The organism is Pseudomaricurvus hydrocarbonicus (genome assembly GCF_011602365.1).
Lineage (GTDB): Bacteria > Pseudomonadota > Gammaproteobacteria > Pseudomonadales > Cellvibrionaceae > Pseudomaricurvus > Pseudomaricurvus hydrocarbonicus.
The window spans coordinates 11562-27562 of record NZ_JAAONZ010000005.1 but is presented as its reverse complement, the minus strand read 5'-3'; the positions used below and the strand labels follow the sequence as shown (position 1 = coordinate 27562).

The 16001-nt window shown below is 55.1% G+C and carries 11 protein-coding genes; 3 read left to right on the top strand and 8 right to left on the bottom strand.

All coding sequences use genetic code 11. From position 1 onward, the window contains the following. Positions 1-3 precede the first annotated feature (3 nt). The 3 genes from G8770_RS08805 to G8770_RS08795 are packed head-to-tail and all read left to right on the top strand — an operon-like array spanning position 4 to position 3480. Positions 4-1212 (top strand): ThuA domain-containing protein, encoded by a 1209-nt coding sequence (locus G8770_RS08805; protein WP_167184966.1) that lies wholly within the window; start codon positions 4-6, stop codon positions 1210-1212. A gap of 38 nt (positions 1213-1250) precedes the next feature. Further along, positions 1251-2138: a sugar phosphate isomerase/epimerase family protein gene (locus G8770_RS08800; RefSeq protein WP_208022149.1), complete on the top strand. Its 888-nt coding sequence runs from the start codon at positions 1251-1253 to the stop codon at positions 2136-2138. 40 nt (positions 2139-2178) lie between these two features. Further along, the gene (locus G8770_RS08795) at positions 2179-3480 is read left to right on the top strand and encodes an MFS transporter (protein ID WP_167184963.1); all 1302 of its coding nucleotides are present in this window, start codon (positions 2179-2181) and stop codon (positions 3478-3480) included. Between the two features lie 16 nt (positions 3481-3496). Here the strand turns inward: G8770_RS08795 and G8770_RS08790 are convergent, their stop codons facing one another. The 8 genes from G8770_RS08790 to G8770_RS08755 all read right to left on the bottom strand — a co-directional run bounded on the left by G8770_RS08790 (position 3497) and on the right by G8770_RS08755 (position 15981). Continuing rightward, the gene (locus tag G8770_RS08790; RefSeq protein WP_167184961.1) at positions 3497-4501 is read right to left on the bottom strand and encodes a LacI family DNA-binding transcriptional regulator; all 1005 of its coding nucleotides are present in this window, start codon (positions 4499-4501) and stop codon (positions 3497-3499) included. Between the two features lie 341 nt (positions 4502-4842). Next, positions 4843-5724, bottom strand: coding sequence for a ThuA domain-containing protein (locus G8770_RS08785; protein ID WP_167184958.1), 882 nt, complete (start codon positions 5722-5724; stop codon positions 4843-4845). Between the two features lie 28 nt (positions 5725-5752). Further along, positions 5753-7462, bottom strand: coding sequence for an FAD-dependent oxidoreductase (locus tag G8770_RS08780; RefSeq protein WP_167184955.1), 1710 nt, complete (start codon positions 7460-7462; stop codon positions 5753-5755). 22 nt (positions 7463-7484) lie between these two features. Beyond that, positions 7485-8111: a gluconate 2-dehydrogenase subunit 3 family protein gene (locus tag G8770_RS08775; protein WP_167184952.1), complete on the bottom strand. Its 627-nt coding sequence runs from the start codon at positions 8109-8111 to the stop codon at positions 7485-7487. Positions 8112-9118: 1007 nt separating this feature from the next. Then, positions 9119-11329, bottom strand: a complete 2211-nt coding sequence (locus G8770_RS08770; RefSeq protein ID WP_167184949.1) for a TonB-dependent receptor domain-containing protein — start codon at positions 11327-11329, stop codon at positions 9119-9121. A 283-nt stretch (positions 11330-11612) separates the two neighbouring features. Beyond that, positions 11613-12554 (bottom strand): LysR family transcriptional regulator, encoded by a 942-nt coding sequence (locus tag G8770_RS08765; RefSeq protein WP_167184946.1) that lies wholly within the window; start codon positions 12552-12554, stop codon positions 11613-11615. A 372-nt stretch (positions 12555-12926) separates the two neighbouring features. After that, positions 12927-13445 carry a hypothetical protein gene (locus tag G8770_RS08760; protein WP_167184943.1) on the bottom strand — a complete coding sequence of 173 codons (519 nt, stop codon included), beginning with the start codon at positions 13443-13445 and terminating at the stop codon, positions 12927-12929. 118 nt (positions 13446-13563) lie between these two features. Continuing rightward, complete coding sequence (locus tag G8770_RS08755) at positions 13564-15981, bottom strand: glycoside hydrolase family 2 TIM barrel-domain containing protein (protein WP_167184941.1); 2418 nt, start codon at positions 15979-15981, stop codon at positions 13564-13566. Positions 15982-16001 lie beyond the last annotated feature (20 nt).

The following is a 16001-nucleotide window of genomic DNA, read 5'->3' as shown; positions in this document are numbered from 1 at the left end:
CCCATGAAAAACCTATTCACGACCGCTACGCTGCGTCACTTCAGCACCTGCCTGATGTCCGCGGCCCTGTTGTCCAGGACCCTACAGTCCACAACCCTGTTGTCCACAGCCCTATTGTCCGCGGCCCTGCTGTCTACACCCTTACTGGCCAGCGCCGCCACCGACTGTCCATTGCGCGATGCACCCTATTCCCTTGAATCGCCGTTGATCGACGTGATGCTGAGTGAGCGCGCCAGCGCTGTGGTCAACCGCCATATGAATAACGCGCTGAGCAAAATGCCCGCACACTTTGCCAGCACCACACCGCCTTCATTCAGCGCCATTCTCAACGTCAGCACTGTGGCATCCATGGCCGGTATCGAGGCCTCGGTGCTGCCGCAGGTGGCCGAGGAACTGGCGGCCATTGAAGTGACCGAGCAGGATCGCGTCGCCCGCTGTGCCCGCTACGATACCACACCACCGCAGTTGGCCACGCCCTCACCGTTGCCCGGCGACGGCCGCAAACCGCGACTGCTGCTGTTCGAAAAAATCAACGGATTCAAAGACACACCCTCGTTCAACGCCGCGCACGCGCTGTTGCAAGACATGGCCAGGCAACAGGGTTGGACACTTGTCAGCAGCGACAATGGCGCGGTGTTTAATGCACAGCAACTGAGTCAGTTCGACGCGGTGATCTGGAACAACGTCAGCGGCGATGTGCTGACCCTGAGCCAGCGCCAGGCGTTTCGCGACTACATCGAGCAGGGCGGCGGCTTCGTCGGTATTCACGGCTCCGGCGGTGATCCCACGTACTTCTGGGATTGGTACGCCGATGAGTTGATCGGGGCGCGCTTTGCCGGTCACCCCGCCGACCCGCAGTATCAGGATGCGCGAGTGGTCATTGAAAATACCCACAGCGGCATCGGCAAAGGGTTAGCCGCCGAGTGGACGATGAACGAGGAGTGGTATTCCTTTAAAACGTCGCCGCGCGACAAGGGCGCCACCGTGATCGCCACCCTGGACGAATCCAGCTACAGCCCTGTCGGTCACCACGGCATCGACCTGCGCATGGGCGATCACCCCATTGCCTGGCAGCGCTGCCTGGTACAGGGTCGCAGTTTTTACTCCGCCCTCGGGCACCGGCCGGAAATCTACGCCGACCCCAACCACCAGCGGTTGCTGTTGCAGGGCATAGAATGGGCCGCCGGACAAACCGCGGATGCCTGCCCTTAAGCCTGATTCCCTCATTCCTGATCAACGGAGCACTTGCCATGAATGACACAAACACCAGCACACCGGGCGTCGGCGTTAACGCCTGGGTCTGGGATTCGCCGTTTAACAAAGACTCCATCCACCTGATTGGCAAGGCGGCGGCAATGGGTTTTGACGCCTTTACCTTGCCAATTGAACAGCCAGAGCTGATTGACATCGACACCGTGCGTGCCGCACTGACTGAACATCCGCTGCGTCTTTATGTCTCCGGCGCCTACGGTCCCGACCGCGACCTGACGCACGAAGACCCGGCGTTGCGCCGCAACAGCCTCGACTATATCCGCGCGAGTCTGGCAATCTGCCAGCAACTGGGTGTGTCCATCATGGCCGGACCGGCCTATTCAGCCGTGGGCAAACGCCGCAAGATCCCGGCAGAACAAAAGCAGCGCGAATGGCAGCTGGCGGTCGAGGGACTGACACAAGCTGGCAACATGGCCGCCGATCACGGCGTCACCCTGGCCATCGAACCGCTCAACCGCTTTGAAACTGACCTGATCAATACCGCCGCCCAAGTTAAGGCCCTGATTCGCGACATCGACCTGCCCTCGGTCAAAATTCATCTCGACACCTTTCACATGAACATCGAGGAAGAGAGTGTCTACGACGCCATCGTGCTGGCGGGACAAGACCTGGTCTACGTCGACGCCAGTGAAAGCCATCGCGGCACACCGGGCCAAGGCCAGGTGCACTGGCAACAAGTCGCCCGCGCCCTGCGCGACATCAACTATCGCGGTGATTGCATCATTGAATCGTTTACACCCGCCTGTGAAGAGATTGCCGATGCCGCTGCCATCTGGCGCCCGCTGGCACCCAGTCAGGATTCACTGGCCAGAGAGGGTGGTGCCTTTCTGCAGCAACTGTTTGCCCACCCTCCCTCACTGAAATAACATCACAATAAATAACAGCATAATAACAGGAGAATCTCCCATGGCCGCCGCAGACCTGGATCGTAAACGGCTCTACCACATTGGCAACCTGTCGATTTTTATGATCGGACTTGGCTTCGCCGTACGCGCCAACATCGCGCCGGATTTGCAACGGGAAATCTACGATCCCATTGATCTGGCCAACTCCGCCGCCATGGTGGGCGAAGCGCTGGGAGCCACCTTTACCGGCTTTGCCCTGACCCTGCTGTTCGGCAGCGCGCTGGTGGATCTGATTGGTATGAAGCGCATGCTGCTGTTGTCAGCCCTGGGTTACGTGTTGGGTTCACTGGGCCTGCTGGCCGCCAGCTCTGTTCCAGTGGGGGAAGCCGCTCAGGCGCTGGTGTTGGGCAGTCTGTTGCTGACCGGTCTGGGCTGGGGGGCCGTAGAAGCAGCCTCCAATCCCATGGTGGCGTCGCTCTACCCGGAAGAAAAAACCCATCGCCTCAACATCCTGCACGCCTGGTGGCCAGCGGGCATCGTCGTCGGTGGCTTGCTCGGCGTGGGCATCAGCGCCGCCGGCCTGCCGTGGGAGCTGAATGTGGTGATACTGATGCTGCCGTCACTGGTGATGGCCGGGCTGGTGATGAAGGCGGTGTTCCCGGTGACCGAGCGGGTGGCTGCCGGTGTCAGCTACGGCGAGATGCTCAAGGAGCTGTTTCGGCGTCCCCTCTTCTGGGTGTTCTGGGCCTGCATGTTTCTGACAGCCGCGGCCGAACTGGCGCCGGGCCAGTGGGTCAATATTTCCCTCTCCAACATCGTCGGCATGCAGGGCATTGTGCTGCTGGTGTACGTCAGTGCCCTGATGTTTGTGATGCGCCACTTTGCCGGTGCCATTGCCAAAAGAATCTCCTCGGTCGGGCTCATGTTGTTTTCGTGTACCGCAGCGGCCGCCGGTTTGTATCTGTTAAGTCTAGCCAACACGCCGCTGCTGGCGTTTGCGGCGGCCACCGTGTGGGGCATGGGCGTGTGTTATATGTGGCCCACCATGCTGGCGATCATCTCCGAGCGTTTCCCCCGCGGTGGTGCCGTGGCGCTGGGTCTGCTGGGCTTCGCCGGTGGTTTGTCGATCCAGTTTGTGCTGCCGCTGATGGGCGGTATCTTTGACAGCGCCAAGGCCGAGGCCGCCGGCGGTGTGGCGCAGCTGTCCAACCTGTCGCCTGAAGCTCTGGCGGAGGTATTGCGCTATGCGTCGGTGGAATCGTTTCAGGCGGTGGCCTTTCTGCCGCTGTTGCTGCTGCCGGTGTTTGGCTTGATCTGGCTGTTTGACCGCAAGCGCGGCCACACTCAGCCAGCTACCGTGTAATTCCAGCGCGCCGTCCTCAAACAGCCGCCGTCGAAGCCCGCACCACCAGTTGGTGCGGCAGTATGACCTGGCGGGGCAGAGTCGGTTCATCCGCCAGCGACTCGAGCATCAACGCCATGGCCATCTGCCCTATCTCGCTGCGGGGTTGGCGCACGGTGGTCAGGGGTGGGTAGCAGTAGGCCGCGGCATCGATGTCATCAAAGCCGGCAATGGACAGTTCGCCCGGAATGTCCAGGCCCAGGTCCCGGGCCGCGTGCATGGCACCAATCGCCATTTCATCACTGGCGCAAAACAGCGCTGTGGGTTTGCTGCGCTGCTTCAACAACCGGCGGGTGGCGGCATAGCCCGTGGCCAGACTGTAATCACCCTCTTCTATGAGTGCGGGTTTGACCGGCAACCCCGCCGCTGTCAAAGCCTCCTGGTAACCACTCAAGCGCTGGGCGCAGAGGGATGACCCCTGCGGCCCGTTGATGTAGCCAATGCGTTTGTGGCCAAGGCTCAACAAATACTCCATCATTTCGCGGGCCGCCCGGGTGTTGTTAATGACCACACTGGGCACCTTCAGCGGTCCGGCATACTCACAGGCCATCACCACCGGAAAAGCCGCCTCCGGCTGCTTGCCGTTTGGCTCCTGCTCAAGCGGCATGTCCTGCCCCAGACAAATCAGCCCATCGGCCTGGCGTTGCGGCACCAGCTGAACGTACGCCTGCTCGCGCTCGCGGCTCTGCTGCGTATCGCCCAGCAAAATGCGGTAGCCGGCCTCGGCGGCCTTGAATTCAATGCCCTGAATCACCGCGGCAAAGAAGGGGTTGCTGATGTCCGGCACCAGCACCACCACATTGTTGGTGCGGCGACGGCGAAAGTTACTGGCCAGTGAATTGGTCACATAGCCACTTTTCTGTACTGCGGCCATGACGGTCTTGCGGGTCGACTCCGCCACCGACTCGGGTTTTGACAGAGTGCGCGAGACGGTGGCAATCGAAACCCCCGCCAGCTTGGCAACGTCCTTGATGGTAACCATGGATTGTCCGGGTGCTGAAAAATTGTCATCTTAACACTATCTTTCAGCGACGGGGGTTTCTACAGGTATGGAGGTGGCACGTCGGATAAGATTTTTAAGGACGTCATTAAGCACTGCTGGTGAGCCCGGGAGATTGGGACGTCGTCGGAACTTAGCCGGGAGGGAGGCTGCCACACAGCGATTGTTTGCTGAAAGCAGACGCCCCAACAGGGGGGCGGCCACCCAAACGCATAGGCAGCCAATACAAGAATGAGAGTGCATGCCTTCCACCGCGAGCCTGTCAGCATCAGCTCACAACACGCTCACGATAAAAACAATGTCTGACAAAAAACTGCTCTCAGTTAGTTGTCAGCAATGACCTCAGACTCTGCAGGCATGGCCCAGACCATGGCTTTGCCAATCAGCTCCTGAAACTCTGGCACACGATAAGTCGCTGCCTGGTGACCAATTGCCGAGTAGAACACCTTGCCCTGCCCCAAGGTGTGCCGCCAGGCGATGGGGTGTTCACCGGTCATGCGGTCGTTCATGCCCATCCAGTTTTCACCCTTGGTGATGTAGGAGGATTCGTCGAGAGTCAGCAGGATGTCATAACCACGCTCGCGGGGGTTGCGGTCAAAGGCGTACCACTCCTCCGATTTCACCTTCCAGGGACTGGGCAGGTGAGACGTGACATCCGCAGCCGAATCGGCCACCAGCACATCGGCGTCCTGAAATTGCGGGTTCATGGTATGCCCGACGAATTGAGCACCGATAAGCGTGTCCACGTACCACGGCCATTCGTATTTGAAATCACCACCACTGGCGTGTATACCGACCCAGCCGCCACCGGCCTCAAGCCAGGCTTTGAGTGACTGGCGCTGGCTTTCCGTCAACACATCACCGGAGACGTTATTCCACACCACCAGATCAAACTTCTGCAACACCTCTGGATTGTGGCTGGCCGCATTATTGGTGATATAGATGTCCCAGCCATTGTCGTCAGCCAACTTTTGCAGCATGGCATCGGCGGCAGGAAGCGCATCGACATGAACATAACCATTGGTTTTGTTTAACACCAACACCGCCGGATGGTGTAATTCGGGAATCGTTGGCGCTTGAGTTTCATACACAGGCTCCTTTAAAAAGCCATTTTTTTTCAGCTGATAATAGGCATTGATACCGCCGCCAATAACCAGCACCAACACCACACCGCCTGCAATTTTAAAAAACTTTTTCAGACTCACAAAACAGATTCCTGTATTCAGGCGGGGCTCAGATTACCCCCGCCTCCATTTGTTTGACCGCATAATCACAGGCTCTGGCCGTGAATGCCATGTAAGTTAATGAGGGGTTGACGCACGACGACGAGGTCATAAAAGAACCATCGGTGACAAACAGGTTGGACACGTCGTGGGCCTGGTTGTATTTGTTCAACACCGACTGCCGGGGATCGTCACCCATGCGCGCCGTACCCATCTCGTGAATACCGGAACCGGGAATCGACAGGTTTTCTACATCGCCAAAAGACATGGTGAAGGCCGAACCCGCGGCGTCCACAATGCGCTTGCCCTGCGTCTGAATGTCACGTGCCATGGCTTTTTCGTTGTCGCCCCAGTTGAATTCAAACGCCACCTGCCGCATACCGTAGCGGTCTTTTTTCTGGCTCAGGTACACACGGTTTTTGGGATTGGGCAGACACTCGCCAAAACCGCCGGCATAGAAGGTCCAGGTGTTAGGCACTGCGGTCAATTTGTCCTTGAAGCCGGCGCCAAAACCTTTCTGATTAAAGCTGCCCATCCAGTTACTGCTGTTGATCATGGTCTGGTAGCCATAACCGCGGACAAAACCCAGGTCCTCTTGCTGATCGGGCAAATTACGAAAACGGGGAATGTACAAACCGGTGGGACGGTTGCCGTAATAGTAGGTATCGCGGTTATCGGCAAACATACCCACGGTGCCGAGGCCGAGGAAATGATCCATCAGGTTCTGTCCTAACACACCGCTGCGGTTGGCCAGGCCGTTGGGGAACGCCTCGCTGGTGGAGTTGAGCAACAATTGGGTAGAACCAACGGTCGACGCGCACAAGAAAACCACCCGGGCACTGAACACATGGCGCTGCAGGGTTTCGGAATCAACCACGTGCACCTTGCTGATCTTGCCGCTGGCCTTGTCGTACTCCAGTCGGTCCACCACCGAGTTGGGGCGCAGCGTCATGTTGCCAGTGGCGCGGGCGGCAGGCAGCGTGGAGCTCTGCGAGCTGAAATAGCTGCCTGTGGAGCAGCCATTCTCACAGGGACCACAGTAGTGACAGGCACTGCGTCCCGGCAGATCTTCGGTCAGGATCGCGGTGCGGGCGTTGGTGAGGGTGATGTCCGGAGCGTTTTTCTTCAGCCGCTCGGCAATGGTCTCCTCCACCGCAAACCAGGGCATGGGCTTCTGGAATTCACCGTCCGGCAGTTGTGGCAGGCTCTCCTTTCGACCATTAACGCCGATGAATTTTTCAACGTAGCTGTACCAGGGGGCAATCTCATCATAGCCCACGGGCCAGGGAATGCCGTGACCGTCTTTGGCGTTGGCCTTGAAGTCTTCTTCGCTCCAGCGGTAGGTCTGGCGCCCCCACATGAGCGATTTTCCGCCCACCACCCCGCCGCGAAACCACTGGAAAGGCGTGCCCTCGTCGGTGGCGTAAGGGTTCAGTTTGTCGTTGTTCCAGAACTGCATATTGGCGGTGCGGAAAGCATAGAGCTGGCTTTGCACCTCGTAGTTTTCCGCTTCCAATTCCCGCTGGGGCTTGCCATTAAACGGAATTTTCCAGCTCGGGGCGTGCTCACCCAGGTAACCGGTGCCGTGTTGCAGATCGCGACCGCGCTCCAGCACTAACACCCGCAGACCTTTCTCAGTCAGTTCTTTGGCCGCCCAGCCCCCGGTAATACCGGAACCCACGACAATGGCATCGAAGTCGTAATTTTTGGTGGTAATCATGTCAGGTTATCCGTCAGTCAGCTCAGCGATAGGTCGTAAAAGGTGCCCAGGTGCTATCATCGGGTTTGCGCGGGTAGTGGCCGTCAAACTTCATCGGCATGGGGTTGTAACGCAGTACGTGTTTGCTGCCCACCTCGGAGGTGAAAAAGCCCCAAATAGTGAGTTCTTTGAGCTGGCAGATAAACGGGGCATCACTGACAAACGCGCGCCTTACATTGCCCTGTGCGTACCAGGCACTGTCACCAGCCCCCGCCTCCAGAGCTTCCAGCACTGCCAGCTGCTCCTCGGTACTGAGCTTCTCGTAGGAAGCACCCAGCTCCCGGGTTGTGTGGTTTTCCAGATCATTCAGCCCGGTCATGAAAATGGCCCGCTCATCGTCGTTGAGCCAGTCCTGCACCATCAGCTCGATAAAGTGCGGCACACCGGCATCAATGGCGCCAGGGGTTTCAGTGCGGGGAATGATGATTTCCGCCGCGGCGGCAACAATGGCGCGTTGCTGTTGGGAAAACAGGGTGGCGGGTTTTTTAACATAGTCACCCGCCGCCGCTAGGTAGGTCATTTGCGCCTGACTCAGCGCCAGTACGTGCCCGGACACTCCGGCACTGCCCACCATAATGGCAGCGCATTGCAGGAACTCTCTTCGATTCATTGTGTTCACCTTTTTCAGGTTATTAAATTATTGTTGTTAAATCTTTCGCACAAATTATTGGCTTTAAGCCATGGGAAATACGCAAACCCTGACCTGGCCGAGCGCCGGAGTAAGGGCAACCCATTAACTAACCATGGTGTTAGTATTATTCTGACACCATGGTTAGTAATGTCAACAAGAGATTGATGGACCGAGAACAAGCGGCGTAAACAATTGTTAATCTCTCCTACCAACACTGCCGACAACCGGTCACGTCAAAGAATGGAAAAGCAAACCGAATCATCCAGGCAATCGAATTACCAAGCAGGTTGAATAAGGGTTGTGTTGGTTTAAGACTGAGATGATGTCTGTCTTGTTGAGGTGCAGGAGCAGGAGCCGGTGCAGGTGTAATAAGACACGGGCTGAGTGCACTTTGATGGTCAGAGAGGCCTGATACTTAAAGCAACTTATCCCGCCCCCCAGAGTGCATCTTCATTGTTATAGCACAGAAGCTTCCACTTGCCGGGTTTGGTTTCCAACAACAGCAATGTCATGGTGATACCGTTAATTTGACGATCCTGCGGCAGAAGCAGTTGCAACAGATTCAAAAAAATTTGATAAACACTGAACCCAACCTGGTATATCAGAAATACCAGTAGCGCCAAACCTATGACTTTACGAATTTTTCATGACAACAATACTAAAGACAACATCCGGCCATCACTAATCAAAAAAATGACTGATAGTCTGCTAAACACCCAATAGAATTTCTGACGGAAAATTAACGCCAAACCAAACGTTTTACCCGACAAGATAGCGTGGATACCTATTTGGCAGACGATCACTTCGTTATCGATATATGAATCGATGATAAAAAAATGGCGAACTCAATTGTTCGCCAAACATCATGCCTGCAAAGAAATATGACATGAACACTGGGAAGAGAAAACTTACACGTTGAACACTTCATTAAATAAGGCCCACAAACCTCAGAGATTATCAATTATGAGCCTTACTCCAATCTATACTCAAAAGTTGTAGCGGACATTCACACCAAATTCACGTGCTGCGGTCATGGTTATTTCGCGATAATCCGAAACCAGATCAGCACCAAACTGGACAGGTACAACACCCGCAGAAGGTCCTCGGCTCAAGACACGCTCCGTGTTAAAGATATTTTTACCATAGAACATCACTTCCCACTTGCCCTCGCCCTCGCGCAAACCGGCATAAAAGTTAACCATCTCGTACGCATCCACATCGTCTATTGCGTTGGTGGGATCACTTTGAGAGTCACCATAGTGGGTCAGCATGCCTCGCACATAGCCGTCGAAATCGGCCACCGGGAAGCTGTACTCAGACATCAATGTCGCGGTCAGCTGTGGACTGGTGTTAGACCGAATGCTGGCTGTGCAACTGGCAATTTGATCCCCTCCTGATGCGGCAAGAATGTCAGCCGCAGAAGGTACTGAGCCATTATAGGGGTCGTTACAGGGAATTTGACCGTTCTGGATCTTGCCCTCCGACCAGCTGATCAGCGCACTCACGTCCCAGCTGTCACTGATTTGGTAGAATGTCTCCACCTCAACACCGGTAACCTCGACCGGGACCGGCGCCACGAAATTGAAGCTGCTGACGCCCGCTCCCGCCACATACCAGACTCCGGAAGGTGTGCGGTACGGATAGTTATCAAACTCCTGATAGTAGGCGGCAGTATTGACCCGCAAGGTATTGTTTAGCCAGGAGGATTTAAAACCGACCTCATAGGAATCGGACGTTTCCGGGGGCAAACTGAGATAACCGTCCATCGCGGCGTCCGTGGGCGTGAAAACACCGACCACTTCCACGCCTGGGCGGAAGGATGAACCATAGGTCACATACGCCATCAAACCGTCAGTAAACTGGTGCTTCAACGAGGCGCTGTAAATATCTTCAGACCACTCGTTGTCACTCTCCGTATAAAGAGAACCAATCACGTTGAGTGAGCTGTCGGTTTGGTAGTTAATGTGGCGGCCACCCACTGAAAACTCGGTATCTTCACCCAGATAAAAGGTGGCATTGGCAAACAACGATTGTTCTTCTGACTCGCCACGACGCTCAATGTTCGAGGTATAAATATATGACGGAACAATAACCGTTGGGTTGGTGAGATCGCTTCCGGTCTCAATATGCTGGTAGAAACCACCAACAATAAAATCCATTAAACCGTCAAACAGCGGCTCTTCAGAGGCGAAGCGGATCTCGTGACTGCTGTCATCCGTGTAGGTAGACAAAGGCTGGCTAAGGTCATAATAGGTATCAAAGGCATCCGTTGGATCCTGACTGCCGTGCAGATCAAAATCGATAGCGTTAATTGCACCGGCGTAGTTCAGACTAAAATCCCCGACGACCCAACCAACCTCCAGGCCCGTTCTCACAAATTCATGCTCAACGCTGGTAGCGCGATCCATCACCCCTTTTCGATCTTCCGCTTTGATGAGCGTTCCGGATGGTGTGATGGCGCTATCTGCCAAATATGCGGATTCCACTTGCGAAACCGTGGTCCGCTTAGGATTCATTTGCTGATGCATCAGATTGATGGTGAGGTCTTCCGTTGGCTGAAACAGCATTGAGGCTCGCCAACCAGTGCCCTTATAATCGGAGTCTTCACCGCTGGTTATGCTCTTAACGTCGTTAGCATCGTTGCTTTCCTGGAAGCCGGCAAATCGAAATGCCAACTTGTCTTCAATCACCGGAACATTCACGGCTGCGCGCACATTATACCCGCTATGATCGGTACCGGTAACATCAACGTAGCCCCCAAACTCTTCAAGCTGAGGCTTTTTAGCCGTGATGGTGATTGACCCCGAAGGTGATGCCCGACCACGCAAAGTTCCCTGGGGGCCCCTGAGCACTTCAATTTGCCCGACATCAAACATGGCTTGCATGACGGCCAGAGACACGATTGGCGCATCGTTCAGATAAAACTCCACCGTCGAATTAAAACCGCTGGCGTAGGTATTAAAGTCCACTCCCCGCATCGAAGCGCTGGGCCCGATATTATCTTCCGCCAGTGACAATCCGGCAACGACACCCTCCAGGTCTTCAAACTTGCGAATATTGAGATCATCCAAGGCGTCGGCGGTCACCACATTGACCGTTAAAGGCACGTCCTGCAGGCTTTCATCTTTCCGGCGAGCAGTGACCACGATTTCCTCAAGGGCCAGAGTTAACCCTTCATCGGCTGCAAACACTGGCACTGAGGCAGCCGATCCAATTGCTGCCAGAGAGCTCAGAAAAAGTACTGTGGGTGGTGAACAGAGAAATTTTCCCGAGTGGCTTTGTATGCATCGTGCCAGTCTATTTTTTTTGAATTTCATGGGTAAGCCCTGTCGTTTTATGATTATTTTGGTTTCCGGTGCTCGACGGTTTTATCTGTCTATGTCGATTGCTGTGAAGACTATTCTCTGCCCCGATCAATTTCAAATTCCCAATTGGAATGCGCGCATATCAAAAATGTTATAAATCTGCCCGGCCTCCGGATCATCCAGCAACAGCATCCGAAATCTGTTTCACAATAACCGACTTCAGTGCCTGAGCTGCAGGGGATAACACCCGATCTTTCAGTGAAATCAAAAAGTAGGGAGACACTTGAATCGGCACAAGGAGTGCCAAAGACTTAAACCGCGCACCAACCTGCTCACTTAACAGCAAATCCGCCACCTCCGAAGCAACAGGCGCGATAGCGTCTGACGCGCTTAGCCTGGCAATCATAAGCAGCAGGGACGTCGTGGTCATGGTTTTATCCGGCGGTGCGAGTCCCGCTTCGATAAACACCATGTCGACCGCTTTCCTGATGGGGACCGGCAGCGTCTGTGAAACCCACTCGTAGGCAGTCAGGTCAGCAAGCGCAATGTTTGACTCGGTGGCAAGCGGGTGTCCTTCACGGACCAGAAGATCAACGGACTCCGACTTGGCCTGCATGACCTCCAATTCGTTGATATCGATATCCGAAGACAGCCGGGCAAGGATAAGATCACAGACGCCCTCCTGCAGATATTTAAGTAAAATAGGGCTATTTTCGACATGGATCTGCACATTGACATTGGGTGTCGACGTTTTAAGCATCTCGATCGCCGGCATGACAATACCGAGGGCTGCGCCCGTCACCGCGCCAATGGATACTGCTCCCCCTCGCCCTGCACTCAACTCATTGATCTCGGAAAAGAGATCACGGATGTTCAGTAAAATAACCTTGGCACGTGACGCCAGGGCTTTTCCGGCTACGGTAGGCTCAACACCTTTGGCATGACGAACAAATAGTTTTGCTTCGAATAGCGCTTCGATTTCAGCAAGCATACGCGAAGCAGCCGGCTGAGTGACCCCCACGGCATCCGCAGCCAGACCGATTTGCCGGTACTCAGAGATTGCCTCAATCAGACACAGTTGATTGAGTTTTAATTTTCGAGCCGCACCTAAATTCATAACGCACCCAACTTGTCATAATGGAGGGTTAAGTTAAGGTCTGCACCGTCAGGAAAAATCAACAAGCAGATCCCGTTATCCGTTTACTCATCCCTCAGCCACCGAATTACGATTACCATTATCCGACTTCTTACTGAACATGATCTCCCCCCAATATCCGCTTAACAGCAGCGGTAATAGCTGGATCAAGATATTGTGCCAGCTGCGATTCAGGGGCCACATACTCAATAAGATCTTTCTGTATTTTTCCGACTCGCTCGCAACAGTACACACCGCATGCAACGATAGGATACTGACATTCAGAGCCCACAACATCGCGTTGCCCTTCATGATGACAGTGCCCGCTCCCGGAAGTTTTCCATAATTAAACGGTTACACCACGCGCTGCTTGCGTGCCTTCAGTGCTTTACCCGCGCAGATAAAACCGGCAAAGAAAACCACGCCAGTAGCGAACCCAGCCATAGCATTGAACGGCGCAACCTGCTCGGCAACGGCCGGTATCGTTGCTACCGTCAGAAAAATCATGGTCATGGCGTTGATGGCTATTTTTAACCAGCCCATCAGCATGCAGAATATCACCACCAGAACAATCACCAGAAATACCAGGCCGGCAGCCTCACCCATCACACCTGTCAGCAACGGCGTGGCAAAGCCCAGTAACAAACCCACGACCCCGCCGACAATTGTTGCCGGTAAGCGACTGACTTCGACTTTTTCGATCATCCCCCAGTACAAAACAAACAAGAACCCCGCCCAGTACTCGGTGATCCCCAGAACATGACAAACTGCCAGAAACACCGCAATGACCACGACAACCCCAATCACGGTTGCCAGTGCGATCAATGGTGTCATAGCCGGTTGTGCGTGTGTTGCGGTTGTTTCATTAGACATGTAAAACCTCACTGTTATTGTTTATTCAGGTATTCAGCCCTTTACGACGCCACGCCAGTCTTCGCAGACGTGGCGTGCGGATAGAACTTTTGGATGTTCGAGAATCTTATGGACTTGCTTAACGGCCCAGGCTAACTTTCAGCGTTAGCTGTGCGTCACCATGACGCTCACTGCGCACTGTGATTGTCACCTCACCCGCTTCTGTGCCGCGCACAATCGCCTGGGCCCGGCCCAGATAGGTAGAACATACTGTACCGGTGTAAGTATCAACGGCTGTGGGATTGGCACTGCCAAAGCCCATTAATTCGCCTGCTCCCGCAACAGAAATGGACAGCCTGTCACCGATCATGGACTCAACCACACCCTGATTGTCTGCAAGCTCAATGGCGATATAGGCCAGATCATCCAAGCCCTCCAGCGTGGTTTTTTCGGCACGCAATTGCAGCTGTACCTTGTCCGCCGAGCGAAGACTTGAACGGCCGCTTTCCCGCCCCTTGCGATAACCCACAGCCATCAGCTCGCCGGCCTCATAAGGTACACAGAAGCGCGTGACAAAACCCGCCTTCACGCCCGCCTTTTTTCTCCCCAGTGAGCGGCCGTTCAACCACAATTCGACCTTGTCATCACAGGAATAAACCTCAATGATGGCCTTGCCGGTGACACCTTGCCAGGCCCAGCTGACAACCGCATCCGTAGAGCGCCAGGGCGTTTTGTTGGTGCGTTTACCGTTGTGCATCAAGGGACGTACAGCAATGGCAGGCGCATCCAACAAGCCCCAGACGGCCTTGGCCAGTAACGTCGGTGCGCCCGGCACACCGGTAATGTCGATAGCACCACAACCTGCAAGCAACGCCGGAAAGGGTTTATTGATACCGCCGGGTTCCTCACCGTAAGACCAGCTGCCAATGCCTGACTCACCCAGATAATCCCAGCCGGTCCACATAAAATCCCCGATAACACCGGGCACGGAAGTGACGCGCTGCCAAATCGCCGGCAAATCACCAGGCATGGATTCGGAACCCATGATCACGCGCTGTGGGTATTTTTTGCGATCACCCTTGTAGCGACCGTAGGCGTAGTTGTAGCCGGCAATATCAACGGTGGCGAACACATCGCGACTGACGCGGTCGGCTGCGGGCAATCTGGAAATCAGGCCCATGATCATTCCCAACTTTGCCGTGACCATATTGGCGGCGGTACTGGTTGCTTCCTTTTTTTTGCTCTCTGCTTTTTTCGGATCGCTCTCGCCGGCGTATTTTTCTTTTTCAAACGGTGAGGAGCCTTTACTGGCCATAAGGTTTAACAGCAGATTCACCGCCAGGGTCGTTGGCCTGGTCGGGTCTGAGTGCTTAAAGAAATCGTGGATTTTCGCGGCCGCTTCGACACCCTCTGCCGTCGCGGTTTCGCTGATTTCGTTGCCAATGGAATACATGATGACCGCGGGCCGGTTGCGATCGCCGGCAATCATGGCGCTGGCATCCGCTGGCCAGACTTCATCAAACTGTTCGGCATTGTCGTATTTGGTTTTGTGCTTAAACCACACATCGGTGAGTTCATCCATCACATACAGGCCAAGCTCATCACAGGCATCCAGAAAGCTGGACTGGAATGGGTTGTGGGACGCACGTATGGCGTTATAGCCACTCTCTTTTAAAATGCGCGCGCGGCGATATTCCGCCGCTGGCAAGCTGACGGTACCCAGTAGGCCGTTATCGCTGTGGACACAGGCACCGCGGAGCAATACCGGTACGCCGTTAATGCGCAGACCGTGTTCGGCATCCACTTCAATTGTGCGCAGCCCAGTGCGGAAGGTCTCTTCATCCACCAGCTCGCCAGACTGTTTGATCTGCACCGTCACAGCGTACAGGTAAGGAGTTTCCGCAGACCAGGGCTGCACATTAGGGATATCCACAGTGCCTTTGGCCACACCCTCGACAACGTCCAATTCGGCACTGGCCACCTGCCCATCCTCATTCGCAAATCTGATGTGAGCCATGCAATTGCCAGTGGCCCCTTCGACGTGAACAGCCACATCCACCACCGCCTTGGGCGACAGCGAGCGGGTCACCAGGTGAATACCATCATCGGCAATATGCACAGGGCTTCTGACATCCAGCCACACCGGACGATTGATGCCGGAACCAGAGTACCAGCGGGTGTTGGGTGCCTGACTGTTATCGACCAGCACTTCGATGGTCACCACCTGGCCTGGGACGCAGCCCTTCAGCGAGGCGTAAAAAGCGCGATAACCGCTGATGCAGGCGGCCACTTCGTGACCGTCCACACTGACTTTGGTATGACCGTACACGCCCTCAAAAAACAGGCGATATTCATTGCTATCGGCATCCGCAGGCACCTGCCACTGTTTGCTGTAGCGATAGACCCCACCGGGGAAATAACCGCCGTGATTGCCGGTAGCGGCATCCGCCGAGCGGGCCTCGCCGATCATGGCATCGTGAGGCAGGCGCACGGGTACAACCTGCCCGTCATCACCGCGCTGCAATTGCCAGTCTTCGAGAAAAAGTGTTCTTGTCATCATGTTATCCCGCGCTTTAC

Excerpts from the sequence above, each read along its gene's own strand:
- G8770_RS08805 (WP_167184966.1), top strand. The coding sequence starts at position 4 with ATGAAAAACCTATTCACGACCGCTACGCTGCGTCACTTCAGCACCTGC.
- G8770_RS08800 (WP_208022149.1), top strand. The coding sequence starts at position 1,251 with ATGAATGACACAAACACCAGCACACCGGGCGTCGGCGTTAACGCCTGG.
- G8770_RS08795 (WP_167184963.1), top strand. The coding sequence starts at position 2,179 with ATGGCCGCCGCAGACCTGGATCGTAAACGGCTCTACCACATTGGCAAC.
- G8770_RS08790 (WP_167184961.1), bottom strand. The coding sequence starts at position 4,501 with ATGGTTACCATCAAGGACGTTGCCAAGCTGGCGGGGGTTTCGATTGCC.
- G8770_RS08780 (WP_167184955.1), bottom strand. The coding sequence starts at position 7,462 with ATGATTACCACCAAAAATTACGACTTCGATGCCATTGTCGTGGGTTCC.
- G8770_RS08775 (WP_167184952.1), bottom strand. The coding sequence starts at position 8,111 with ATGAATCGAAGAGAGTTCCTGCAATGCGCTGCCATTATGGTGGGCAGT.
- G8770_RS08765 (WP_167184946.1), bottom strand. The coding sequence starts at position 12,554 with ATGAATTTAGGTGCGGCTCGAAAATTAAAACTCAATCAACTGTGTCTG.
- G8770_RS08760 (WP_167184943.1), bottom strand. The coding sequence starts at position 13,445 with ATGTCTAATGAAACAACCGCAACACACGCACAACCGGCTATGACACCA.
- G8770_RS08755 (WP_167184941.1), bottom strand. The coding sequence starts at position 15,981 with ATGACAAGAACACTTTTTCTCGAAGACTGGCAATTGCAGCGCGGTGAT.